The 23,243-nt window shown below is 69.7% G+C and carries 30 protein-coding genes; 10 read left to right on the forward strand and 20 right to left on the reverse strand.

All coding sequences use genetic code 11. The annotated features are described in order from the left end of the window. Window positions 1-26: 26 nt before the first annotated feature. From BOSE46_RS16285 to BOSE46_RS16320, 8 genes are all read right to left on the reverse strand, one after another. Complete coding sequence (locus BOSE46_RS16285) at window positions 27-974, reverse strand: PLP-dependent cysteine synthase family protein (protein ID WP_159541229.1); 948 nt, start codon at window positions 972-974, stop codon at window positions 27-29. A 10-nt stretch (window positions 975-984) separates the two neighbouring features. Continuing rightward, the gene (locus BOSE46_RS16290) at window positions 985-1,272 is read right to left on the reverse strand and encodes a MoaD/ThiS family protein (RefSeq protein ID WP_159541230.1); all 288 of its coding nucleotides are present in this window, start codon (window positions 1,270-1,272) and stop codon (window positions 985-987) included. Beyond that, the gene (locus tag BOSE46_RS16295) at window positions 1,272-1,745 is read right to left on the reverse strand and encodes a Mov34/MPN/PAD-1 family protein (protein WP_159541231.1); all 474 of its coding nucleotides are present in this window, start codon (window positions 1,743-1,745) and stop codon (window positions 1,272-1,274) included. Before BOSE46_RS16295 ends, BOSE46_RS16290 begins: the two co-directional genes overlap by 1 nt. Before the next feature lie 72 nt (window positions 1,746-1,817). Continuing rightward, window positions 1,818-2,675: an ABC transporter permease subunit gene (locus BOSE46_RS16300; RefSeq protein ID WP_159541232.1), complete on the reverse strand. Its 858-nt coding sequence runs from the start codon at window positions 2,673-2,675 to the stop codon at window positions 1,818-1,820. Then, window positions 2,668-3,576, reverse strand: a complete 909-nt coding sequence (locus BOSE46_RS16305; RefSeq protein ID WP_159541233.1) for an ABC transporter ATP-binding protein — start codon at window positions 3,574-3,576, stop codon at window positions 2,668-2,670. Before BOSE46_RS16305 ends, BOSE46_RS16300 begins: the two co-directional genes overlap by 8 nt. Continuing rightward, window positions 3,573-3,821, reverse strand: coding sequence for an SHOCT domain-containing protein (locus tag BOSE46_RS16310; protein WP_159541234.1), 249 nt, complete (start codon window positions 3,819-3,821; stop codon window positions 3,573-3,575). The genes BOSE46_RS16305 and BOSE46_RS16310 overlap by 4 nt, the downstream gene beginning before the upstream one ends. A gap of 120 nt (window positions 3,822-3,941) precedes the next feature. Further along, complete coding sequence (locus tag BOSE46_RS16315) at window positions 3,942-4,604, reverse strand: response regulator transcription factor (protein WP_159541235.1); 663 nt, start codon at window positions 4,602-4,604, stop codon at window positions 3,942-3,944. Next, entirely contained in the window at window positions 4,601-5,734 is a 1,134-nt protein-coding gene (locus BOSE46_RS16320) for a sensor histidine kinase (protein ID WP_159541236.1), read from the reverse strand. The genes BOSE46_RS16315 and BOSE46_RS16320 overlap by 4 nt, the downstream gene beginning before the upstream one ends. A 111-nt stretch (window positions 5,735-5,845) precedes the next feature. Here BOSE46_RS16320 and BOSE46_RS16325 point away from each other — a divergent pair, with 111 nt between their 5' ends. Further along, window positions 5,846-6,439 (forward strand): TetR/AcrR family transcriptional regulator, encoded by a 594-nt coding sequence (locus BOSE46_RS16325; protein WP_159541237.1) that lies wholly within the window; start codon window positions 5,846-5,848, stop codon window positions 6,437-6,439. Window positions 6,440-6,456: 17 nt separating this feature from the next. Beyond that, complete coding sequence (locus tag BOSE46_RS16330) at window positions 6,457-7,350, forward strand: alpha/beta hydrolase (protein ID WP_159541238.1); 894 nt, start codon at window positions 6,457-6,459, stop codon at window positions 7,348-7,350. Window positions 7,351-7,360: 10 nt separating this feature from the next. Here the strand turns inward: BOSE46_RS16330 and BOSE46_RS16335 are convergent, their stop codons facing one another. Both BOSE46_RS16335 and clpS read right to left on the reverse strand, forming a co-directional pair. After that, window positions 7,361-7,945: a DUF2017 domain-containing protein gene (locus tag BOSE46_RS16335; protein ID WP_159541239.1), complete on the reverse strand. Its 585-nt coding sequence runs from the start codon at window positions 7,943-7,945 to the stop codon at window positions 7,361-7,363. Next, window positions 7,942-8,238 carry an ATP-dependent Clp protease adapter ClpS gene (clpS, locus tag BOSE46_RS16340; protein ID WP_159541240.1) on the reverse strand — a complete coding sequence of 99 codons (297 nt, stop codon included), beginning with the start codon at window positions 8,236-8,238 and terminating at the stop codon, window positions 7,942-7,944. The genes BOSE46_RS16335 and clpS overlap by 4 nt, the downstream gene beginning before the upstream one ends. 72 nt (window positions 8,239-8,310) lie before the next feature. On the opposite strand from clpS, the gene BOSE46_RS16345 reads away from it, so the two are divergent. The 5 genes from BOSE46_RS16345 (at window position 8,311) to BOSE46_RS16365 (ending at window position 12,711) form a co-directional block, all read left to right on the forward strand. Beyond that, window positions 8,311-8,811, forward strand: coding sequence for a hypothetical protein (locus BOSE46_RS16345; protein ID WP_159541241.1), 501 nt, complete (start codon window positions 8,311-8,313; stop codon window positions 8,809-8,811). Window positions 8,812-8,844: 33 nt separating this feature from the next. Next, the gene (locus BOSE46_RS16350) at window positions 8,845-10,149 is read left to right on the forward strand and encodes a nicotinate phosphoribosyltransferase (RefSeq protein WP_159541242.1); all 1,305 of its coding nucleotides are present in this window, start codon (window positions 8,845-8,847) and stop codon (window positions 10,147-10,149) included. Beyond that, a complete protein-coding gene (locus BOSE46_RS16355; RefSeq protein ID WP_159541243.1) occupies window positions 10,146-10,706 on the forward strand; it encodes an isochorismatase family protein in 561 nt (186 codons plus the stop codon). The genes BOSE46_RS16350 and BOSE46_RS16355 overlap by 4 nt, the downstream gene beginning before the upstream one ends. 227 nt (window positions 10,707-10,933) lie before the next feature. Beyond that, window positions 10,934-12,223 (forward strand): GNAT family N-acetyltransferase, encoded by a 1,290-nt coding sequence (locus BOSE46_RS16360; RefSeq protein WP_159541244.1) that lies wholly within the window; start codon window positions 10,934-10,936, stop codon window positions 12,221-12,223. A 2-nt stretch (window positions 12,224-12,225) separates the two neighbouring features. Next, on the forward strand, window positions 12,226-12,711 hold the full coding sequence (locus tag BOSE46_RS16365) for a GNAT family N-acetyltransferase (RefSeq protein WP_159541245.1): 486 nt from the start codon (window positions 12,226-12,228) through the stop codon (window positions 12,709-12,711). On the opposite strand, the gene BOSE46_RS16370 is transcribed toward BOSE46_RS16365, so the two are convergent. From BOSE46_RS16370 to BOSE46_RS16380, 3 genes are read right to left on the reverse strand one after another with little or no spacing between them, the layout of a single operon-like run. Then, window positions 12,708-13,733, reverse strand: coding sequence for an LLM class flavin-dependent oxidoreductase (locus tag BOSE46_RS16370; RefSeq protein ID WP_236551777.1), 1,026 nt, complete (start codon window positions 13,731-13,733; stop codon window positions 12,708-12,710). The two genes, BOSE46_RS16365 and BOSE46_RS16370, sit on opposite strands and share 4 nt — an antisense overlap. Before the next feature lie 55 nt (window positions 13,734-13,788). Further along, window positions 13,789-14,664, reverse strand: coding sequence for an oxygenase MpaB family protein (locus tag BOSE46_RS16375; RefSeq protein WP_159541247.1), 876 nt, complete (start codon window positions 14,662-14,664; stop codon window positions 13,789-13,791). 40 nt (window positions 14,665-14,704) lie between these two features. After that, window positions 14,705-15,649, reverse strand: coding sequence for an alpha/beta hydrolase (locus BOSE46_RS16380; RefSeq protein ID WP_159541248.1), 945 nt, complete (start codon window positions 15,647-15,649; stop codon window positions 14,705-14,707). A gap of 66 nt (window positions 15,650-15,715) precedes the next feature. Between BOSE46_RS16380 and BOSE46_RS16385 the strand changes: the two genes are divergently transcribed. Continuing rightward, entirely contained in the window at window positions 15,716-15,982 is a 267-nt protein-coding gene (locus BOSE46_RS16385) for a hypothetical protein (protein WP_159541249.1), read from the forward strand. A gap of 1 nt (window position 15,983) precedes the next feature. Here the strand turns inward: BOSE46_RS16385 and BOSE46_RS16390 are convergent, their stop codons facing one another. The 3 genes from BOSE46_RS16390 to BOSE46_RS16400 form a co-directional block, all read right to left on the reverse strand. Then, on the reverse strand, window positions 15,984-17,678 hold the full coding sequence (locus BOSE46_RS16390; protein ID WP_159541250.1) for a DEAD/DEAH box helicase: 1,695 nt from the start codon (window positions 17,676-17,678) through the stop codon (window positions 15,984-15,986). Next, window positions 17,668-17,886 (reverse strand): DUF3039 domain-containing protein, encoded by a 219-nt coding sequence (locus tag BOSE46_RS16395; protein WP_159541251.1) that lies wholly within the window; start codon window positions 17,884-17,886, stop codon window positions 17,668-17,670. Before BOSE46_RS16395 ends, BOSE46_RS16390 begins: the two co-directional genes overlap by 11 nt. A gap of 85 nt (window positions 17,887-17,971) precedes the next feature. Continuing rightward, window positions 17,972-18,520, reverse strand: a complete 549-nt coding sequence (locus BOSE46_RS16400) for a YqgE/AlgH family protein (RefSeq protein ID WP_159541252.1) — start codon at window positions 18,518-18,520, stop codon at window positions 17,972-17,974. A gap of 62 nt (window positions 18,521-18,582) precedes the next feature. Here BOSE46_RS16400 and BOSE46_RS16405 point away from each other — a divergent pair, with 62 nt between their 5' ends. Next, window positions 18,583-19,341 (forward strand): MerR family transcriptional regulator, encoded by a 759-nt coding sequence (locus tag BOSE46_RS16405; RefSeq protein ID WP_159541253.1) that lies wholly within the window; start codon window positions 18,583-18,585, stop codon window positions 19,339-19,341. Window positions 19,342-19,401: 60 nt separating this feature from the next. Here BOSE46_RS16405 and BOSE46_RS16410 read toward each other — a convergent pair whose 3' ends face one another. Continuing rightward, complete coding sequence (locus tag BOSE46_RS16410) at window positions 19,402-19,860, reverse strand: hypothetical protein (RefSeq protein WP_159541254.1); 459 nt, start codon at window positions 19,858-19,860, stop codon at window positions 19,402-19,404. Window positions 19,861-20,001: 141 nt separating this feature from the next. Here BOSE46_RS16410 and BOSE46_RS16415 point away from each other — a divergent pair, with 141 nt between their 5' ends. Further along, a complete protein-coding gene (locus BOSE46_RS16415) occupies window positions 20,002-20,652 on the forward strand; it encodes a TetR/AcrR family transcriptional regulator (RefSeq protein ID WP_159541255.1) in 651 nt (216 codons plus the stop codon). Window positions 20,653-20,658: 6 nt separating this feature from the next. Here BOSE46_RS16415 and BOSE46_RS16420 read toward each other — a convergent pair whose 3' ends face one another. The 3 genes from BOSE46_RS16420 to BOSE46_RS16430 are packed head-to-tail and all read right to left on the reverse strand — an operon-like array spanning window position 20,659 to window position 23,196. Then, the gene (locus BOSE46_RS16420) at window positions 20,659-21,732 is read right to left on the reverse strand and encodes a DUF3048 domain-containing protein (protein WP_159541256.1); all 1,074 of its coding nucleotides are present in this window, start codon (window positions 21,730-21,732) and stop codon (window positions 20,659-20,661) included. 24 nt (window positions 21,733-21,756) lie between these two features. Next, a complete protein-coding gene (locus tag BOSE46_RS16425; protein WP_201299654.1) occupies window positions 21,757-22,179 on the reverse strand; it encodes a histone H1-like repetitive region-containing protein in 423 nt (140 codons plus the stop codon). Window positions 22,180-22,182: 3 nt separating this feature from the next. Next, window positions 22,183-23,196: an OmpA family protein gene (locus tag BOSE46_RS16430; protein WP_159541257.1), complete on the reverse strand. Its 1,014-nt coding sequence runs from the start codon at window positions 23,194-23,196 to the stop codon at window positions 22,183-22,185. Window positions 23,197-23,243 lie beyond the last annotated feature (47 nt).

The raw sequence follows: 23,243 nt of genomic DNA on the forward strand, positions 1-23,243 counted from the left end.
GCCGTCGCGGTACGTGTTGGGGCGGTTCAGGCCCAGAGCTGGCCGTCGAGCTTGTCCTCGGCCTCGTCGAGAGTGCCTTCGTACGCCCCGGTGGAGAGGTACTTCCAGCCGCCGTCGGCGACGACGAACGCGATGTCGGCGGTCTCGCCCGCCTTGACGCACTTGGTGGCCTGCGCGAGAGCCGCATGCAGGATCGCGCCGGTGGAGATGCCCGCGAAGATGCCTTCGGTCGCGATCAGCTCGCGCACCCGGCGTACGGCGTCACGCGGGCCGACGCTGAACCGCGAGTCGATCAGCGATGCGTCGTAGAGCTCGGGGACGAAGCCCTCGTCGAGGTTGCGCAGTCCGTAGACGAGCTCGCCGTAGCGCGGCTCGGCGGCGACGATCCGCACCTCCGGCTTGTGCTCGCGGAAGAAGCGCCCGACACCCATCAGAGTGCCGGTCGTGCCGAGGCCGCCGACGAAGTGCGTGATCTCGGGCAGGTCGGCGAGGATCTCCGGCGCCGTGCCTTCGTAGTGCGCATCGGCGTTGGCCGGGTTGCCGTACTGGTAGAGCATGACCCAGTCGGGATGCTCGGCGGCGAGACCCTTGGCGACGCGCACGGCCTCGTTGGAGCCCCCTGCAGCCGGCGACGGGATGATCCGGGCGCCCCACATCGACAGCAGCTGCGTACGCTCGATCGAGGTGTTCTCGGGCATGACGCAGATCAGCTGGTAGCCGCGCTGGCTGGCGACCATCGCCAGCGAGATGCCGGTGTTGCCGCTGGTCGGCTCGAGGATCGTGGCGCCGGGGGTCAGCCGGCCGTCCTTCTCGGCGCGCAGGATCATGCTCAGCGCCGCACGGTCCTTGATCGACCCGGTGGGGTTCTGGTCCTCGAGCTTGGCCCACAGACGTACGTCCGGGGTCGGCGAGAGATTGGGCAGTCCCACCAGCGGCGTGCCGCCGACGGAGTCGATCAGGGAGTCGAAGCGCACTCTGTAGGACCTAGAACCCGGAGACGGCGCCGCCGGCCACAGCCGGCAGGATCACCACGGTGTCGCCGTCGGCGACCGCGGTGTCGAGGCCACCCGTGAACCGGATGTCCTCGTCGTTGACGTAGATGTTGACGAACCGGCGGGCCTCACCGTTCTCGAGCAGGCGCTCCTTGATGCCGGGGTGCTCGACCTCGAGCTTGTCGATCAGCTCGGTGACGGTCGCTCCACTGCCCTCGACGGCACGCTCGCCGCCGGTGTAGGGGCGCAGGATCGTGGGGATGCGGACCTCGATGGCCATCAGTGTTCTGCCTTCTGTTGGGTTGCTGCGTCGGTGATTGCGTCGTCTGCATAACTGTCGACGACGCGAACTTCTTCCTCGGTGACCTCGCCGTCGACGATCCGGTAGGACCGGAAGTCGACGGGTCCGCCCTGATCGGCGCCATCGCGGGTCGACACCAGCACGTAGTGCGCCCCTGGCTCGCCGGCCAGGTTGATGTCGGTGCGCGACGGATAGGCCTCGGTCGACGTGTGCGAGTGGTAGACGACGACGGGCTCCTCGTCGCGGTCGTCCATCTCGCGGTAGAGCTTGAGCAGGTCGCCGGAGTCGAACTCGTAGAACGTCGGCGACATCGCGGCGTTGAGCATCGGGATGAAGCGTGCGGGCACATCGGAGCCGATCGGCCCGGCGACGACGCCACAGGCCTCGTCGGGGTGGTCGCGTCGCGCGTGCGCGATGATCGCGTCATGCGTGGCTCGGTCGATGGTCAGCACCACCCGAGTTTATCGGCCGCCACCCCGGCGTCTCAGCGACGGTCAACCGCTGAGACACCGGGGTCGACGGGGTCAGGCCACGTCGCGGCGGCGGTACGTCCACAGGGCCACGGCGAGGCAGACCACGACGTAGCAGGCCACCGTGATGAGCGCGCGGCCGTCGGCGACGTCGGAGTTGATCCCGGGAGGCGACTCGAGACCCGGCGGACGGGTCGGCATCACCGCAGACGCGAGTGATCCGGCATTGATCCCGGGCATCACGTCCCGCAGCGGACGCAGCGCCGTGAGCACCGAGCTCGCGACACCGGCGATCAGGTTCTCCACGCCGAGCACCCAGACGACACCGAGGCCGATCGGCAACGCGACGCCACGCAGCACGACGCCAAGGGCGCCGCCGAGACCTGCCCACATCAGCATGATCGCGACACCGGCGCCATACCCGCCGAGCAGGTCGAGCACCGACGGGAACGCGGTCGACTCGCCCTGGGACAGCGCGATCGCGGTCGAGCTCGCCGCGCCGAGGACGAACAGGACGAGCACGCCGACCGCGACCGACATCGCCAGGGCGACGGCCTGGCCGGCGAGCACCGCCGTACGCCCGGGGCGCTGCGTCAACACGGTCTTGACCGTGCCCCAGCCGTACTCGCTCCCGAGCACCAGCGCGCCGAACACGAGCGCGAGTGCGCCGGCGAACACCGGGAACCCGCCGAGGGTGCTGGCCACGATCTGGTCGGGCAGCGTGCTGGCGAGGATCGCGTCCTTCGACGCGCCCTCGATCGGCCCGGAGCCGTCGCCGGCGAAGGACAGGTACGGGATCAGGTAGCCGAACACCTGGCTCAGCAGGGCCGCGGCGGCGAGCAGAGTCCAGGCCGCGGGTCGGCGTACGAGCTTGAACAGCTCGGCGCGGGTGACGTTGAGGACATCAGGCATGACTGGATTCCTTGGCGGTGATCTCGAAGAACACGTCCTCGAGCTGACGGTCGATGCGGCGCACCTCGCGGACGTCGACGCCGGCGAGCACGAGGGCGCGGGTGACCTCGCCGGTGTGGCGCTCGTCGACGCGCAGCCGCACCTCGTCGTCGAGCGACCGGATGGACTGGACGTACGCGAGCTGGTCGAGCGTCGACCGGACGACGTCCGCAGGCGTGGCCCGGACGACGAGCTCGCTGTCGCCGCGCAGCTCGTCGACGGTGCTCTCGACGACCATGCGTCCGGCGTTGATGACCCCGACGCGATCGCAGATCTGCTGCACCTCGCCGAGCATGTGGCTCGACAGGATCACGGTGCGCCCCGAGTCGCCGAGGCGGCGGATCAGGGCTCGCATGTCGCGCATCCCGGCAGGGTCGAGGCCGTTCGTCGGCTCGTCGAGCACCACCAGGTCGGGGTCCTTGAGCAGGGCCGCCGCGACGCCGAGACGCTGCTTCATGCCGAGCGAGTACGTCGAGAACTTGTCGTCACCGCGCGAAGCGAGGTCGACGGTCTCGAGGGTCTCGTCGATCTTCGACGAGCCGCTCCCGGCATACCGGGCCATGACCTGGAGGTTCGCCCGGCCGGACAGGAACGGGTAGAACGCCGGTCCCTCGATCATCGAGCCGATCCGGGCGAGCACGCCGGCGTCTCCGGGCTGACGCCCGAGGACCATGAGGTCCCCGCTCGTCGGCCGGATGAGGCCCAGGAGCATACGCAGCGTCGTGGTCTTGCCCGCACCGTTGGGTCCGAGGAATCCGTAGACCTCGCCGCGCCGCACGCTAAGGCTGACCTGGTCCACGGCCGCGACCTCGCCGTACGTCTTGGTGAGCTCGCGGACCTCGACGACCGTCTCGGCGGTCACCGGTCCTTCTCCCTGAGCACGGCGAGGCGCTCGCGGTACTCAGACTCGTCGATCTCACCGGTGGCGTAGCGCTCGGCGAGCCTCGACTCCCCCGCGTACGAGCCGCGGTGCCAGCGGCGGCGACCGAAACGGCCGAACACCCCGAAGACGAGGACGAAGAACGCGATCCAGAACAACGGGAACAGCGGCCACCACGGGCCCGGACCGTCCCAGTTGTCGTTGGCGAGAAGCTGGGTGGACAACATGATGAAACTCCTTGAACGAGACTGAAGTGCTGACTCTTCGAGTCTCGTGAGAACCGGCCGCCGGCGAATCGGCCACGGGGAGTCACTTCGCGTACGCCCACCGGCGTACCTCGCTCCGGCTCAGGACCAGCCGGGGCGTACGAGGCCGGACTCGTACGCGATCACGACGAGCTGCGCGCGGTCGCGGGCGTGCAGCTTGATCATGGCGCGGCTGACGTGCGTCTTGGCCGTCGCAGGACTCATGAACAGGCGGCCGCCGATCTCGTCGTTGTTGAGCCCTTCCCCGACCAGCGCCACGACCTCGCGCTCGCGATCGGTCAGCGGCTCGAGCACCACGGCGCTGGCGGTGCCACGGCTCCGGTCGGCGAACTCGGAGATCAGCCGGCGCGTCACCCTCGGCGACAGCAGCGCGTCGCCGGCGGCCACCGCCCGGATGCCGGCCAGCAGGTCCGCGGGCTCGGTGCCCTTGACCAGGAAGCCGCTCGCACCGATCCGCACCGCCTCGAAGACGTACTCGTCGAGGTCGAACGTCGTCAGGATCACGACCCGTACGCCTTCGAGTGCCAGGTCAGCGGCGATCCTGCGCGTCGCCTCGAGCCCGTCGACGCCGGGCATGCGAATGTCCATCAGCACGACATCGGGCACGTGCCTGGTGATGACCTCCAGCGCCTCGCGGCCGTCGGAGGCCTCCGCAACGACCTCGATGTCGTCCTCGGCGTCGATCAGCGCCCGGAATCCCGCACGCAGCAGCGCCTGGTCGTCGACCAGTACGACACGGATCATGATCGCCCTTTCAGCGGCAGGGACGCGTGCACCCGGGTGCCGCCGGTACTCCCACGGCCGACCTCGAGCGTGCCGCCCAAGGTCTCGGCACGCTCCCGCATGCCGACGATGCCGGTGCCGCCTGCGTCTCCCGGTACGAACCCGTGCCCGTCGTCCTCGACCGTCACGGTCAGCTCCTCCGCGTCATACGCCAAAGCAATGTCGGCGTTCGTCGCTCCTGCATGGCGTACGACGTTGGTGATCGCTTCCTGCACGATGCGCAGGGCGGCCAGCTCGACCGACGACGGCAATGGCCGCACGTCGCCGCGCACGGTCTTGCGCACCTGCAGCCCGGCATGGCCGCTGCGCTCCACCAGGTCGTCAAGGGAGGCCAGCGTGCCGGTCGGCTTGCGGGGCGCCTCGTCGTCGACGTCACGGAGGATGCCGACCAGCGACCGGAGCTCGACGAGCGCCTCCTTGCTCGCGTCCTTGATCGCCTCGAGCGCGGTCTGCGCCTGCTCGGGCTTGCGGTCGACGATGTGCAGCGCGACGCCGGCCTGCACGTTGATGAGCGAGATGTGGTGCGCGACGACGTCATGCAGCTCGCGGGCGATCTGCAGGCGCTCCTCGTTGGCCTGCCGGCGCGACGCCTCGTCGCGCGCCTGCCGGGAGGCGGAGATGCGCTCGCGCCGGACCCGGACCACCTCGGCGACGGCCACCACGAGCAAGGACCAGGCAGCGACGCCGGACAGCCACGACCAGGACCACTCGCGGTCATACATCGGACGCTGGACCGCGATCACCGCGACCACGACGGTGCCGAGGCCGAGCCAGGCAGCGACGCGGTGACCGCGTACGACGGTCCCGATCGTGGCGATCGCGAGGCTCGCGAGCACCGGGCCGTACGCGTAGTCACGCAGGAGGTAGACCACGGTGATCGCGACGACGAACCACAGGACCTGACGCGGCCAGCGCCGCACGAGCAGCAGCGAGGGCGGGCCGAGCGCGGCGATGACGATGGCGAGCGCGTCCAGTGCGCGATGCCCGGTCTGGTTGCGGTTGGCGCCGACCGTGCCCGCGACCTGGAAGATCGTCAACGGCAGCAGCCCGAAGAGCGCGGGCCGGGGCGCGGCTCTCAGGACGACGGACATGCCCTCACGGTAGGCGAACCGGGCGGGCGAAACATCGCACCGGTGGAGCATTCCCGCGTACGCCCGCGGGAGTAGTCGACACGAAAAGAACGATCGTGCTATAACTGACTCATGACCAAGGGCGATGAGACGCGCAACGCGATCCTGACCGAGGCGACCGTTGTCGCCGCCAAGGTCGGGCTGACGGGCATGACGATCGGCCAGCTCGCTGCGCACACTGGCATGTCCAAGAGCGGCCTCTACGCCCACTTCGCCTCCAAGGAAGCCCTGCAGATCGAGATCCTGCGGCACACCCGCGAGCGCTTCGTCGACCAGGTCGTACGTCCTGCGCTGGGGACGCCGCGCGGCGTGGCCCGGCTGCGGGTGCTGTTCGACGCCTGGGTCACCTGGTCCGAGTCGATGGAGGAGGGCGGCTGCCTGTTCGTGGCTGCCAGCTCGGAGCTCGACGACCAGCCCGGCCCGGTCCGCGACGCCCTGGTCCGCGACGAGCGCGACTGGCTGGAGATGATCTCCACCGTCGCCGGCACCGCCGTCAGCGAGGGCGAGTTCCGCCAGGACCTCGACCTGGAGCAGTTCGCGTACGAGCTGCACGCACTGACCCTCGCACACCAGCACGCGTCGCGCCTGCTGCGCGACCCCAAGGCCCTCGATCGCGTGCATCGCGCGTTCGACTCGCTCATCACCCACGCCGGCCAGCCGGCCTGAACCAGCAAGGAATCGTCATGGCATCCTCAGCATCTCAAAAAAGCACGACCGTTCGTCCTTCGCAGCGGCTCATGCAGGCCGCCTTCCCGACGCTCGAGCACACGTTGCCGTCGCTCGGAGCCCGCTGGGCCGACCGGTTGTGGTTCACGCTGCCGGCCTCGCCGGTCACCGACCTCCCGCCCGGCGGCACGGCGTTCGAGGTCGACTCGCAGGGCCACACGGTTCGCGGCCACCGCTGGGGCGCCGGGCCGGTGATCTACCTCGTGCACGGCTGGGGCGGCAACGAGACCCAGCTGGCCAGGTTCGTGCCTCCCCTGGTCGCGGCCGGGTTCTCCGTCGTCACCCACGACGCGCCGAGCCACGGCACGTCCGACCCCGGAGCTGTCGCCGGGCAGGCCCACGCCGTGGAGATGGGCCGCGCCCTCGATGCCGTCGCGGCGGTCCACGGGCCCGCACACGCGGTCGTCGCGCACTCGATGGGCGGCCTCGCGACCGGGCTGACCCTGCGCTACGGCTGGCTCGGCACCGAGCGGCTGGCGCTCGTCGCACCGATGGTGCGCATCGGCGACCACCTTCCCGTGCTCGCGGCACAGCTGGGCTTTGGTCCCCGCATCCGCGCGCGGCTCGAGCGCCGGGCGCACCAGCGCGTCGGCCTGGCGGTCGATGAGGTCGACTTCGTACGCATCGCCGCCGAGATCGAACGGCCCGAGCTCCTCGTGATCCACGACCGCGAGGATCGCCTGGCGAAGCACAGCTCCGCCGTGCACCTCGTGGAGTCCTGGGACGGTGCGCGACTCACCACGACCAGCGGGCTCGGGCACCACCGGATCCTGCGCGACGACGCGGTCGTACGACAGGTCGTGGCGTTCGTGGTGGCCAGCGAGGCCGACGAGCTCGTGCGGAGCGCCTGAGGACCGCGGCTCAGTCGAGCGCGGCGATCAGGGTCTCCTGCACGTAGCCAAGCCAGTCGTAGATCTCGGACATCGCGGCGATCGCCTCGTCCTCGGACTGGGCGACCAGGTAGATGTCCTCGTCCTGCTCGATGCCCAGGCGCACGGCCAGCGACAGGCGTACGTCCGTCAGCGCGCGAAGCCAGGCCTGCACCTCGTCGTCGCCGAGCTCGATCTCGATCGGCTCCTCGGCCTCGGCATCTGGCGCCCCGAACACGAGCCCACCGTCGACCAGGGAACGGATCAGGATCTCGGCGTTCGTCACCTTGACCGACGTCAGCGAGCGCTCGGTGAAGCGCCGGAACTCACCGGCGCCCTCCTCGTCGTCGCGGTAGGCGTCGGGGAGCAGCCGCTTGAGCACCGGGTCCTCCGGGGGCAGCGACGGTCCGCCCATGCCGAGCTGGGCCGCCAGCGGGTCGGCCGTCGACTCGTCGGCGCCGTTGCGGTCACGCAGCAGCTCGATGACCTGGCCCGACAGGCTCGCGAGCAGGTGCGCCTCGCCCGCCTCGAAGGTCGCGGTGATCCCGCCACGACGGCGCTTCTTGAACGGCTTCAAGCGTCCTGCCTCTCGAGCGTGGCCCACAGACCGTACTCGTGCATCGCCTGCACGTGGCGCTCCATCTGCTCGCGGCTGCCACTCGACACCACGGCCTTGCCCTCGTGGTGCACGGCCAGCATCAGCTCGTGCGCCTTCTCCTCGGTGTAGCCGAAGTAGTTGCGGAAGACATACGCGACGTAGGACATGAGGTTGACCGGGTCGTTCCAGACGATCGTGACCCAGGGATCCTCGAGCTCGACGATCTCATCAACGTCGGGCTCCGCGATCTCAACGGGCGACGGTGTGGACATACGGCCATTGTGTCTCAGTCACCTGACGAGGCGAAACCGCGCCGCGTGCCGCCTGTCAGTCATACTCGGGCGATGGCACATGGCGAACGCTTCGACGTCACTCCGGCGCAGGCCGCCGCGGGCCGCCCCGTCGCCGATCGCGACCTGCCCATGCTCGCGGCTCAATGGCTGGCGGAGGGCTGGGACGGACCCGCGCTCCGGGACCTCGCTGGGTTGACGCACTACCAGCTAAACGATGCGGGCGGGCTGCTCGGACGTGCCCTCGTCGAGCTCGGCTTCCCGCAGGCCGAGTCGGACTTCCCGTGGGACGACGCACCCTGGCGTGGCTACTGGGGCACGATCTGGTGGTCCGTCAATCAGATCGACAAGAAACTCTCCCCGTACGCCGCCGCGCAACAGGTCGTCGAGATCGTGGGCGACGTGCCGGATCTCTGGGAGCCCGGGCACGGTGAGGTGCTGGTGCGCCTGCTCGAGCAGTGGCGCGACCATCCCGACGATCGCGTCGAGCTGGCCGATCGAATCCGCGGCGTGCTCGGAAGCCTCTCCGAGGATGACGTCCCACCGTTGATCTGAGCCGCGCCACTGTCTGACATCTACGCTGGACCCGTGAACGCGAATGCCAGCACGGCGCTGCTGACCGACCGCTACGAGCTCACGATGCTGCAGGCGACGCTGCGGGACGGCACGGCGCAACGCCGGTCCGTGTTCGAACTGTTCGCCAGGCGCCTGCCGGACGGCCGCCGCTACGGCGTGGTCGCCGGCGTGGGTCGCCTGCTCGACGCGCTCGAGGACTTCCGCTTTGCCCAGGCCGAGCTCGACTGGCTCCGCGAGGCGGACGTCGTCGACGCCGACACGGTCCAGTGGCTGACCGACTACCGGTTCACCGGCTCGGTGTGGGGATATCCCGACGGAGAGCTCTACTTCCCCCAGTCCCCCGTGCTGGTCGTCGAGGGCACGTTCGCGGAGTGCGTGATCCTCGAGACGGTGTTCCTGTCGATCCTCAACCACGACTCCGCGATCGCCTCGGCTGCGGCCCGGATGATCTCCGCCGCCGGCGACCGGCCCTGTATCGAGATGGGCTCGCGGCGTACGCATGAGGCATCCGCGGTCGCCGCGGCCCGATCGGCGTACATCGCGGGCTTTGCGGCGACGTCGAACCTCGAGGCCGGCCGGACGTACGGGATCCCGACGACCGGCACCAGTGCGCACTCCTTCACGCTCCTGCACGACACGGAGCGCGAGGCCTTCGAGGCGCAGGTCCGGGCGCTGGGACCGGGCACGACGCTGCTCGTCGACACGTACGACGTCCCCGACGCCATCAGGACCGCCGTCGACGTCGCCGGCCCGGGGCTGGGCGGCGTACGCCTCGACTCCGGCGACCTGGTGGCGCTGGCTGCCGAGGTCCGCAAGCAGCTGGACGACCTCGGCGCCACGTCGACCCGCATCACAGTCACGAGCGACCTCGACGAGTACGCCATCGCGGCGCTCGCGGCCGCGCCCGTCGATGGCTACGGCGTCGGAACCGCGCTCGTCACGGGCTCCGGGGCGCCCACGAGCGGATTCGTCTACAAGCTCGTGGCCCGCGCCGGTGACGACGACGAGATGGTGCCGGTGGCCAAGAAGAGCAAGGACAAGATCTCGGTCGGCGGCCGCAAGAACGCGCTGCGCCGCCGCGACGCCGGAGGCACGGCGCAGGCCGAGGTCATCGGCATCGACCTGGTCCCCACCGACGACGGTGACGACCGTACGTTGCTGCTCGAGCTGGTCCGCGACGGCGTACGGGTGCACGACGAGCCGCTCGACGCCGCCCGCGAACGCCTCCGCACCTCGCTGGCAGAGCTGCCCGCGACGGCGATGCAGCTCATGCGCGGCGAACCCGCGATCGACACCGTCTACGAGGAGGCACCATGACAAGCACGGCTTTGATCGTCGTCGACGTGCAGAACGACTTCTGCGAGGGCGGCTCGCTGGCCGTCGCGGGCGGCGCGAAGGTCGCTGCCGACGTCGCGGACCTGCTGGCCACCAAGGCGTACGCCACGGTCGTCGCGACCCGTGACCACCACATCGATCCGGGCTCCCACTTCTCGGACAACCCGGACTTCGTCGACTCGTGGCCGCGGCACTGTGTCGTCGGCACATCCGGCGAGGAGCTCCACCCACCGCTGGAGCCGGCGCTGTTCGACGAGATCTTCTACAAGGGCGAGTACGCCGCCGCCTACTCCGGCTTCGAGGGCGCCTCCGCGGACGGTGTGGGTCTCGCGGACTGGCTCCGTGGTGCCGGCGTCGATGCGGTCGACGTGTGCGGGATCGCGACCGACCACTGCGTACGCGCGACGGCTCTCGACGCGGCGCGCGAAGGATTCGCCGTGCGCGTGCTCGAACGGCTGACCGCGGCCGTGTCGCCGGGCAACCTACCCGACGTACATCGTGAGTGGTCCGCTGCGGGCGTGACCCTCAGCGAGGGCTGAAGGACTACGGGCGGGGCGGCACGACGACGGCCGCGACCGATCCGGCGACCAGGCCGGCAAGCGTCGGGGTCGCCAGAAAGCGCACCAGCAGGGACCACCGCGACGGAAGCGTGATGTCTGACATGCCTTCACGATCGCGGCCGGAATCGACGGGCAACCGACCCTCGGATGAACGCCGCAGGATCAGTCGGTGTCAGCTTGTCCCACGGCCTCGATAGCCTGAGGTGATGGGCCACGATCACCTCGACCTGCCGATCGACGCCGCGGCTCGCGAACAGCTCGCCGCCGACGGCCTCCGGATGGAGCTCGTCGACATCTCCGACAAGCCGGCATTCGCCGCCTGGGCGCGAGCCGAGTCGCGCGGGTTCCACAGCGAGCAGACCGCAGCCGCCATCGAGCAGCGACGCAGCTACTTCAACGACCGCCGCATCACCGGGGTCTACGACGACTCTCTTCCCGTGCCCGACGAGCCGGTCGCGACGACCATGGTCTGGCCGGCCGACCTCACGGTCCCCGGCGGCCGCGCCGTCCAGTCGTGGGCGATCAGCGATGTCACGGTGGCGGCCACCCATCGACGCCGCGGCGTCGCTCGCGCGCTCCTGGAGGCAGAGCTCCGCACGGCTCAGGCGCACGGAGCGCCGATCGCGACCCTGACCGTGTCCGAGTCGACGATCTACGGCCGCTTCGGCTTCGGGCCTGCGGCCCTGGCGCGCGACCTCACGATCGACACGCGGCGCGCACGGTGGACCGGCCCGAAGCCGGCCGGCCGGGTCCATTTCGTCACCGCCGACCAGCTCCTCGAGCCCGGCCTCGCGCTCGTCGAGAGCGTACGCCTGGCAACCCCCGGCCAGATCGCCTACGACGGCATCCTCTGGGACCGGCAGCTCGGCCTCATGGTCGACGACGAGGACGCCAAGAAGCGGCGCGTCGTCCGCTACGACGACGAAACCGGTCAGATGCAGGGGTTCGCGAGCTACAAGCTGACCGAGAACCCCGATGACTTCACCCTGCACCGCCTCGACCTGCTGCACCTTGTGACGGCGACCGACGACGCGTACGCCGCACTGTGGCGCTTCGTGCTGGAGATGGATCTCGTCTCCGAGGTCCGGGCGCACCTCAGGCCGGTCGACGAGCCGGTGCGCTGGATGGTCTCGGACTTCCGCGGCGTCAAGGTCGCCGAGCTCGACCACCTCTGGGTCCGCATCCTCGACCTCCCCGCTGCCCTCGAGGCGCGCACCTACGCAGCACCCGGGCGCCTGGTGCTCGGCGTCACCGATCCGTTCGGGGCAGCCGACGGGACGTGGGCCGTCGAGGTCGACGCCAGCGGCACCGCGGCCGTCACATCGACCGACGAACCCGCCGACGTGTCCCTGACCGTCGAAGAGCTCGCGGCGATCTATCTCGGCGGTGTCTCACCCCTCGTGCTGGCCGCAGCCGGACGCCTGAGCGGCGATGCGGCGACGCTCGACGCCGTGTTCCGCTCCCCCGTCGCGCCGTTCCTGAGCATCTGGTTCTGAGCATGCAGATTCGTGAGTTCGACGAGGCCGACTGGCCGCAGGTGTGGCCGATCGTCCGCGAGGTCATCCGTGCCGCCGACACCTACACGTACGAACCGACGTTGACGGCCGACGAGGCGTACGACGTGTGGGTCGAAGGTCCGCCGGGCCGCACGGTCGTCGCAGTCGATGGCGACACGATTCGCGCGACGGCCCACATGAGCGCCAACCGGCCGGGGCCGGGCTCGCACGTCGCGACGGCGAGCTTCATGGTCGCCGCCGACGGGCGTGGTCAGGGCATCGGCGGCGCACTCGTGCGCGACGCGCTCGACTGGGCACGTGCACAAGGGTTCGCCGGCATGCAGTTCAATGCCGTCGCGGCCTCCAACACCTCAGCGGTCGAGCTCTACGAGCGGCACGGCTTCACGATCGTCGGGACGGTGCCGGGAGCATTCGAGCACCCGACGCTGGGCCGGATCGGCCTCCACGTGATGTACGTCGAGCTCTAGAGCAACTCCTTCGCCAGCAGCTCCAGCGTCTGCTCGCGACCCGGTGCCGTACGTGGGTCGGTGCCGCGGCGGGCCGACGCCACGGGGTTGACCATGACCTCGTCGACGCCGAACGTGAACGCCAGCTCCTGGATCTGGTCCGCCGCCTGCTGGGGCGTGCCCACGACGGCGCGCGCCAGGCCGGAGCTGATCATCGCCTCGACCTGCGGCGGCAGCTCCGCGGCCTGGGCGTCCTCAACCAGGTCCAGCGCGGTCAGCGGCTGCCCGGTCCGCAGACGCGCCATCATCTGGAGGTTGGGCAGCATCAGCGCAGCCGCCTCGCGCTCGGTCTCGGCGACTGACGCGTTGACCGTCAGGAACGTGACCGGCTCAGGCGCCAGGTCGCTGGGCTGGAACTCCGAGCGGTAGACCTGCAGCGCCTCGGCCGTCCCCTGGCCGGAGAAGTGGTGCGCGAAGACGTACGGCAGGCCCTTGGCGGCCGCGAGGTGTGCTGAGTACATCGACGAGCCGAGCAGCCACATCCGCGGCTCGGTGGTCGCCGCCGGGGTGGCCTTGAGGACGTAGTTCTGCCGCGGCACGGCAACACGTACGCCCTCGGCTCCCATCAGTGCGACGACATCGTCGAGGTACTGCGGGAAGTTCTCGATGTCCGTGTCGTCGCGGCCCGCCGCGCCGCGCAGCGCCATCGAGGTGACCGGGTCGGAGCCGGGCGCGCGACCGATGCCCAGGTCGATGCGACCGGGGTTGGCCGCCTCGAGCAGCGCGAACTGCTCCGCCACGGCGAGCGGGGCATGGTTGGGCAGCATGACCCCGCCCGAGCCGAGCCGGATCGACGTGGTCTGCGCGCCGAGCATCGCGATCAGCACCGGCGGCGAGGTCGCGGCGACGGCCGGCATGTTGTGGTGCTCGGCGACCCAGTAGCGGGTGAAGCCGAGGCGATCGGCGACCTGCGCCAGCGACACGGTGGCGGCGAGGGCGTCACCGCTCGACTGGTCGGAACGTACGGGGACGAGATCGAGCACGGAAAGTCTCACGTCAGTGCCAACGCGGGAGCCGCGCCGATGCTTCCCGCCGGTCTCAGACGACAGACTCGTTCATGTCCGGCATCGTCGCGGGAAACGTGCCGAGTCGCTCCACCATGAACCCGCCGGGATAGCTCTTGATGCGCTTGAGGTCCTTGGCGTACCTGGGCTTGCGCCGTGGCGGCATGAACCGCTCGAGCCGGCCCCTCAGCCGCAGGCTGCCGTGCGCCATCGCGACGACGACGCGCGACGGCTTCTCGAACCCGAACGCGGCGAGCAGCGCATCGTCCATCAAGGCGCGACTGAACACCTCGACGGGCCTGGCCAGCAGGCGTGGATAGAACGAGACCAGCAGCTCGAGCGTCGCGTCGGCCACGGCTCGCGTCTTGGGATCGGGCGCGAAGTGCTCCGCCTCGTACGAGTCCATCAGCTCCTCAAAACCGGCGAAGTCACCCGGGACGTCCTTGATGCCCATCAGCGCGCCGAGCCGCTGGTAGTAGCGCACCCCGGCGACGACCTCGGCCTCGGTGGGGTTGCGCCAGCCGTAGTCGCGGATCCATCGGTGCGGCACCACGACGAACGTCGCCAGGACGTAGCGCAGGTCGTCGTTCGAGATGTCGTAGCTGCCGTGCATCTGGTTCATCCGGCGCACCGCAGCACGGCCGTTGTGAGACTCCATGCCGTCGGCGAGCACCGCCTCGAGCACCAACGCGGTGTCGTCGTGCCGCTTCTGGGTGCGCTCGACGAACTCGCCGGTGTCGAAGAGGAGACGCCCGATCGACGGCACGGCGTACGTCCGGAACAGCGCGAAGCTCAGCGCCTGCTGGTAGTCCCACGGAAACTCGTAGTAGGAGGCGATCCGGGCGATCTCCTCGTACTGCGTCTCCGGGTCGAGGCCGGCGATCTCGCGCTGCCAGTGGTCACGTCGCATGGCCTGACGTTACCGTGACACCAACACTGTCACAATGGCCTCACAGCGTGAGGGCGAGGAAGTCAACGATGTCGTCGAGCGCGCGTTTCGCGACCGGCACGACGCCGGGCAGGCTCATGAATCCGTGGATCGCGCCGTCGTACTCGACATAGCGGACCGGTACGCCGTCGGCAACCAGGGCATCGCGATAGCGGGCACCGTTGTCGAGCAGGGGGTCCAGCTCCGCGGTCAGGATGAACGTCTTCGGCAGGCCCGCGTGCGACGCCGCCCGGATCGGCGACGCGCGGAAGTCCTCGTCGCCGTACCGGTCTCCCATGTAGAGCCGCGCGAAGGCGCGCATGTTCCTCGACGTCAGCACCGGCGCGTCGGCGTGACGATCCTCCGAGGGCCATCTGTCATACATCTCGGTGCCGGGATAGATCAGCACCTGCGCGCGCAGCTCGGGACCGCCGGCGTCCCTGGCCAGAAGCGCCAGTACGGCGGCGAGGTTGCCCCCGCCGCTGTCGCCCATCACCGCGATGCGCTGCGGGTCGATGCCCAGCTCGTCGGCGTGGGACACGACCCATTCCAGCGTCGCCCGGCAGTCCTCGACGCCGGCCGGAAACGGCTGCTCGGGCGCCAGGGCGTACGTCGGGGAGATCACGACAGCGCGGTTGCGCACCGCGATCCGGCTGGCCATCCACTGCGACTGCTCGGGATTGCCCTGGACCCAGCCTCCGCCGTGGAAGTTGATGACGCACGGCAGCGGGGCGATCGCGTCGGGTGGCCGGTTGAGGAGCGCCCGCGACCCGTTGCCCACCGTGATCTCCTCGACCACGGCGCTCGCGTCGGCCCGCCCGAAGACGAACCGCCCGCCGAGAGTGCGCTGCAGCTTCGCCCGCTTCGCGCGATGCGCCGGGAGGTCGACCACGTCCTCGATGCCCTTCTCCGAGAGCTTGAGCAGGGCTGCGAACACCCGCGTGCGCAGGGCCATGGTCGAGGTCACGCCCGCGAGCGTAGCCGTACGCCGGTTCTGCAGCCCTCACCGCCGGCCAACCTCTAGGGTCGAGCCATGGATGACTCGTCGCCACTCCTGCCCGCGACCCCCGAGATCGTCTTCAGCGTGCTCCTCACGGCGATCATCCTTGCCGTCGGCGTTGCGAGCTATCGGCGCAGTCGGTGCCTCAGCGGTCACCCGGTCTGGAAGAGCATCATCATCGGTGCGGTCGCCGGGCTGTGCTGGGAGCTGTGGCTGGTCGTCTGGTACGTCAACCGCGAGCGCATCGCCACCCAGTGGCGTGACTACCGCCAGGCGCAGCAGCCCGCCCTCGCCGGCTGACCTAGCCGGAGGCCTTGAGCGCCCAGGCGCGAATCGCGTCGATGCGCTCCTGCAGCTGCGCGGCCGAGGCCTGCGCAGCGGGCGGCCCGCCGCACTGGGACCGGAGCCGGCTGTGCGTCACCCCGTGGGGGGCACCCGTGCGGTGGTGCCACGCGCCGACCAGCGCGTGGAGCTCGCGACGCAGCTCGCTGCGCTTCTCGAACGCCACGTCGGCCTCGGGTGCCGCGGTGTCCTTCGCCTTCGCCTTGGCGCGCTTCGCCCTCGACGTGCGCAGCAGCTCGGCCACCTGGTCGTGGTCGAGCAACCCCGGTATGCCGAGGAAGTCCAGCTCGCCGTCGTCGTCGGACAGGGCGTCGTAGCCGAACTCGCCACCGTCGTAGACGAGCCGGTCGAACGAGGCGTCGCTGCCCAGGGCGCGGTACTCCCCCAGCTGGTCCGATGCGCCTTGGTCCTCGTTGGCCTTGGCCAACAGCTCGGCCTCGGCCTGGAACAGGTCTTCGGCGTCCTTGACGGGGCGTCCGATGACGTGGTCGCGCTGGCTCTCGAGGTCCGAGGCGAGCTGCAGCAGACGCGGCACGCTCGGCACGAAGATCGACGCGGTCTCACCCTTGCGGCGCGCACGGACGAAGCGGCCGACCGCCTGCGCGAAGAACAACGGAGTCGAGGTCGTGGTGGCGTAGACGCCGACCGACAGGCGTGGGACATCGACGCCCTCGCTGACCATGCGGACGGCCACCATCCACGGCGTCATGCCGGCTGAGAACTCGGCGATGCGGGCGCTGGCGCCGGTCTCGTCCGACAGCACGACGGTCGGCGCAGCGCCGGAGATCTCGGTGAGCACGGCGGCATACTGGCGCGCGGTGTCCTGGTCGCTCGCGATGACCATGCCGCCGGCGTCGGGGACGTCGCGGCGCACCTCCATCAGGCGCGTGTGCGCGGCAGTCATCACCTCGGGGATCCACGAGCCGTTGGGGTCGAGCGCCGTGCGCAGGGCCTGGGCGGTGGCGGCGCGGTCGAGCGGCTCGCCGAGCCGGGCCGCGACCTCGTCGCCCGCACGCGTACGCCAGTGCATCTGGCCCGAGTAGGCCATGAACAGCACGGGTCGTACGACGCGGTCCTTGAGTGCCTGGGCATAGCCGTAGGAGTAGTCGGCGAGGCTCGTCATCGTGCCGTCGACCTGCGGGGCGTAGGTGACGAACGGGATCGGGTTGTCGTCGGAACGGAACGGCGTGCCGGTCAGTGCGAGCCGGCGGACCGCGGGCTCGCACGCCTCCTGCACCGCGTCGCCCCATGACAACGCGTCGGCCGCGTGGTGCACCTCGTCGAGGATCACGATCGTCGGTCGGTGCTCGATGCGGGCCCGGTACGCGTTGGGGTTCACGGCGAGCCCCGCGTACGTCACGGCGAAGCCCTGGAAGTCCGAGCCGAGCACGCCCTGCCCGGCAAGTGACGGATCGAGGGTGATGCCGATGCCGGAGGCGGCGAGCGCCCACTGCGTCTTGAGGTGGTCCGTCGGCGTGACGATGACGACGCGCTCGACGACGCCGCGGGCCAGCAGGTCGGCGGCGATCGTCAGGGCAAAGGTCGTCTTGCCGGCGCCCGGCGTGGCGACCGTGAGGAAGTCACGCGGCTGAGCGCGCTGGTAGAGCTCGAATGCCTCACGCTGCCAGACCCGGAGGTGCTGGCTACGCGTCACCCGAGGGGTCCCCCTTGTCGCCGTCTTCCATGCTCTCCCAGATGTCCTTGCACTCGGGGCACACCGGGAAACGCTCGGGATCGCGGCTGGGAACCCACACCTTGCCGCACAGCGCGACCACGGGATGACCCATGATCATCGCCTCGGTCAGCTCGTCCTTGGGCACGTAGTGCGAGAACTTCTCGTGGTCACCGTCTTCGGTGCGCATGTCGGTGCGCTCGTCGACAACCGTCTGAGTACCTCGCCCGAAGAAAGCCACGTCGCCAGTCTAACGAGTCCTCACGACACCTGGGTCAGTTGGCGGAGGGGTCGTCGGGGAATGTCGTCCAGAACCTGACGTCGTTGTCCTGGCGTCGCAGGACCTCACGCCAGAGCGTCTCGGGCTGCGGCGAGATGAGGTCGGAGTCGAACGCCTCGACGACGAGCCAGGCGCCTTCTTCGAGCTCGGCCTCGAGCTGGTCTGCGCCCCATCCGGCATACCCGGCGAACACGCGGATGCCGGCGAACTCGCCGTTGCCGGGCAGCGGTCCCTCGAGGTCGACCAGCCCGACGCGACCGGCCATCTGCCGCCAGCCGAGCGGCGGCGCGACATCGGCGATGACGCCGAGCGCGAGCGCTGAGTCCATCGCGACCGGTCCCCCGTCGAACAGGCACACGGGGGCGTTGACGAGTCCCGCCCAGTCGGGCAGCACGTCGTCGACCTCGGAGTCGAGCGGCCGGTTGAGGATCACGCCGAGTGCGCCGTCGGCGTCGTGATCGAGCACGAACACGACGCTGCGCATGAACGGACCGGACTCGATGGCCGGCGTCGCCACCAGGAGCCTCCCTCGCAACGTGTCCATGCCTCCATGATGCCCCCTGCCACCTCGGCGCGCCGGAAATGCCCGAGGCCTATGATTCGTGCATGCCTGAGGACGCCGTGGACGACGAGGAGTACACGGTCGACGAGCTCGCCTCGCGGGCCCAGATGACAGTGCGCAACGTACGCGCGTACGCCGGGCGAGGGCTGATCGATGCGCCACGGCTCGAAGGGCGTACGGGCTACTACAACCGCGAGCACCTGCAGCGGCTGCAGCTGATCCGTCAGCTGATCGAACGCGGGTTCACCCTCGCGGCGATCGAGAAGGCGATCCTCAACGCCCCGCACGCTGCCGGCCACACCCTCGACCTCATCGCGATCCTCGATCAGCCGGACTCCGCCGAGCCCGAGATCATGTCGCGCGACGATCTCGCGGCCCTGGCCGGAGTGCACCGCGACGACACCCTCATCGAGTCGCTCGTCGGGGTGGGCCTGGTCGAGAAGCTCGACGGCGACAAGGTGCGCCTGATCGAGCCGGCAGTCGTACGTTCGGGAGCCGCGGCGGTCAAGCTCGGGCTCGCCCCGGAGACGATCATCGCGCTGTTCCCCGTGCTGAAGTCGCACCTGCGGACGATCGCGGACACGTTCGTGCACGACGTCGTCGAGGAGCTGGTGCAGCCGTTCATCGACGCCGGCCTCCCGGAGGACGAGTGGCCCCGGGTCCTCAGCGTCGTGGAGAGCCTGCTGCCGATCGCGAGCCAGGTGACGCTGGGGATCTTCCGTTCGGAGTTCCGCGACGCGATCGACGTCGCGGTCGGCGAGCAGATCACCGGCCTGGGCTCGGCACGGTCGGCACAGAAATAACCCCGCCCGGCACCAGAGGGAGGGAGGTGCCAGGCGGGGTGGTCTGCGACCGGATATCTCTCAGGCGGCCTGGACGGCGCCGACCACGGACTCACGTGCGGAGTTCATGATGCGGCGACCGTAGGTCGTCAGGTCCGGGTGGCTCATCGGCACGCCGGCGGACGCGGCCAGGAACGACTGCTCCTTGGCGAACGCCTTGGCGAGCGCGGTCTCGTGGATGTGGTCGTCGAGCAGGGCGCGGGCACCGGGCATCTCTGCGGCGGTGTTGACCCATGCCGTGACGGCCATCAGCTCGGGGGACTCGACGCTCTCGGTGACGAGGCGGTCCAGCTGCCCACTGAGGCGCTGGAACCAGGCCATCTGAAGGTCGAACAGCAGCTCGGTCTCGTTCGCGAAGGCATCTCGGCCCTCGTCGACCGTGTCGAGCAGCTCGGTGAGTGTCAGGTCGCGGCGCCGGTCGGCGATCGCGAGCAGGTCACGGAGTGTTTCCTTGCGACGGTTGTAAGCATCCCAGGTCATGGTGTGCTCCTTTCTGTTCCGTCGGATCGAGAGTTCCATACTCTCGGTACGTACTCTCAGTATGTTTTAGTCTCGGTCGAAAGGCAAACCCTCGGTATGTGATTCGCCCCACGACGCGTTCCGCGCCGTAGACTGGTCGGTATGCCACACCACGCACGCGTGACGAAGAACGTCCTGCGTACCGCCCGCAAGACCACGCGACGCCAGGACTACTCCTCCAGCACCAAGCGCGCACTGCTCGACAGCGCGACGACGCTCTTCACCGACCATGGCTACGCCGGCACGTCGCTCGACGAGGTCGTGGCGGCGGCCCGCGTCACCAAGGGTGCGCTCTACCACCACTTCCCCAGCAAGCTCGCGCTGTTCGAGAGCGTGTTCTTCCGTGTGCAGGAAGCCACGACCAACGACGTCGAGAAGGCCATCAACGCCTCCAAGGATCCGTGGGAACGCGCCCAGATCGGCCTCGAGAAGTTCCTCGAGGTCTGCCGCGAGCCGCAGTTCCGCCGCATCTGCATGCAGGAGGGCCCCGTGGCGCTGGGCCACGAGCGTTGGGCCGAGGCCGAGCGCGCCTCGTCGTTCGGCATTGTGCAGCGCACGGTCGACGACCTGCTGGCCGACCTCGGTGGTGGTGGAGAGCTCAACGAGGCCTTCGGTGCGGTGTTCTACGGAGCAATCCGCTCAGCGTCGGAGTTCGTCGCCGACGCCGAGGACCCCGACGTCGCGAGCGAGCACGTCCAGGCCACGATCGGCACGATCCTCGCGGGCCTTCGCCTGCTGCCGACGATCGACTGACGTTCGTCAGCCCAGGGCGACCTTGCCGTCGCCCTTCGGCACGAGCTCGAAGAAGACCTTGCCCGGGTGGATCGTGTACGGCTCCCCCGCCTTGGTCGCGAACGTGATCGCCTCGTCGAGGCTGGGCTTGTGCCACACGACCTCGGTCACGGTGCTGCCGTGGAACACGAGCGCGCGACCCTTGCCCTCGAACTTGGTCTCCGGCACCGGGTTGCCCGCAGGATCGGTGTAACCGGCATCGCCGACCCGGCAGAACATCACGATCATCGTGTTGGCCTTGAAGTCCTGGCCAGCGGCGGCATGCCCGTTCGTACGCTGCCACGTGCTGCCTGCGAGCTTCCAGCTCGTCGCCGTGGAGTTGGAGAAGCGTACGTTCGCCCGGCGAGCCTTCCTCTGCAGCGGCGGAGCCGGGTTCGTCGCACCCGCTGCCGGCGTCTTGGTCGAGGAGTTGACCGGTGTCCACGGTAGGTAGGGACCGAGGATCTTGGTCGCCTTGGCCTTCTTCGCAACGGTCTTGAGGTCGATCAGCCGGTTGTAGGGCCGCACCTTGAGCGGATCGCTGCTGAAGCCCGGCGAGCCAGCGTCCTCGGAGAAGACCTTGACGCCCGCTCGCTGCACCCGCTTGTAGGTCCCTGCGGCGCCGCCTGACGCCACGACCTGGCCACCGACCGGCGACGCGATGCCGATGTCAGTGTCACGGAGCGACCGCACGTGCCCGATCTTGGACGGCAGGTTGGAGTAGTAGAACGCGGCGAGCCTCGTCAGGCCGCCTTCGACGAGCTCCTCCATGACCATGTCGGCCTTGTTGAGCCCGTACTGCGGGGCGCCGCCCTCGGTGTTCTCGACCTTGACCACGAACACCGGGTTGGCCGGGCGCCCGTTGGGCAGCGCGCGACCTGTCAGCGGCGAGATCTCGACGAGCTTCTTGGCCGTGCCCTTGGACGCATCAGGCTTGGCCGGCTCCTTGGTGCCGCCGTCGGATGATGATGAGCAGGCGGTCAGGGTGAGGGCCGCCGCGGATACCGCGACGAGCAGGCGCAACTTCATGCCGCCCAGCATGCCCCATCGAGGAGTGCTCACGGCGCACCACGTCGGGCCTGTCGTTCAGGTGTCGTCGGCGTCCCTGGGCGGCGCTGCCTTCTTCGCCGGCGCCTTCTTGGCTGCGGCCTTCTTGGCCGGCACCTTCTTCGCCGGCACCTTCTTCGCTGCCGCCTTCTTGGCCGGCGCCTTCTTGGCCGGCGCCTTCTTCGCTGCGGCCTTCTTCGCCGGAGCCTTCTTCGCTGCGGCCTCCTTCGCCGGAGCCTTCTTGGCAGGAGCCTTCTTGGCCGCGGTCTTCGTCGCCGGCTCCTGCTCGAAGGGTTCGCCGGGTTCGACGGGTTTCGGCTCGACGACCGGCGTCACGGCCGGGGTGCTTGCCTGCGGTTTCGCGCGCAGGACGAGCTCCCGGGCGATCCAGCCGAGCGCGAAGCCCAGGGTTGCCGCGAGCAGCAGCCAGATGACGATCTCGCCGATCGTGTAGCCCGACACCGCTCAGTCCGCCTTCACGACGAAGTCGACGCGGCGGAACTGCTGGTCCGACGACAAGGCCGTCCGGCTCTGCGAAGCGAGCGCCCGGGTGCTGACGCGTACGCCGTCGACACCGGCCTTGACGAGGTAGGCCTTGACGGCCGCGACCCGGGCCAGCGTCAGCCGCTCGGTGGCGCCCGGGTGCTTGGGTCCGGCATACCCGAACGCCTCGATCGCGAGCTCGGGGTTGTCGCGCAGCACGTCCGCCACCTCGTCGAGCCTGCGCTGGTCAGGGCCCGAAAGGGTGGATCGATCCGCCGGGAACTGGAGTGCCGACGTGTTGAGCACCGCGGCAGCGGCCTCCGAGAGGCCGTTCGGCTGGACGTCCAGTCGACTCACGATCTTCAGACCGGGAACAGCCGAGGCGAGGCGGCGACGTACGTCGTCGGCACCGGCTCGGCTCTCGATCGACCCGCCGAGATCCAACGTGCCCTGCCCGTCGATCGCGAGCGTGAGCCGCTTGACGCCCACGAGGTCGTTCAGGACGTCGGGGAGCTGGTCGATCCAGTCGGCCGACCCGACCGACGCGTCGATCACGACGTCGCCCGTGACCGCCTCGCCGAATGCCTCGGCGACGCTCGCCTTGACGCTCGCCGCCGCATCGGGGTCCGGCACGGTCCCGCTGATGGAGATGCCGGAGCCCGTACGTCCCAGGTGCAGCGTCGGGGTCGTGTCCCGCGGCGCAGGCGTGGGCCCGACCGCCGCGGACACGACGTTGGCCCATCGGACGCCTTCGATGCCTTCGACGATCAGCTCGGCCTTGCTGAGGTCGTCGGGCGTGCCGCCGCTCAGCTCGGCCTCGCGACCGTGGAACGCGACCCGCACGTCCTCGAGGTGGGCGGCGCTCAGAGCGCGCTCGGACTTGTCCTGCAGGTCGTCGGCGGCCGACCGTGAGCCGAGCAGTGCGCCGACGGTGACCACCGTGAGCAATGTGGTCCCGACGAGCACAGCGACGCGTTTGAGTCGCTTGTCCGACACTCCGCACCCCTAGCCTGGCCGTCTCGACGAATGCACAGAATATCGGT

It is taken from the genome of Aeromicrobium sp. 9AM (genome assembly GCF_902506105.1).
Lineage (GTDB): Bacteria > Actinomycetota > Actinomycetes > Propionibacteriales > Nocardioidaceae > Aeromicrobium.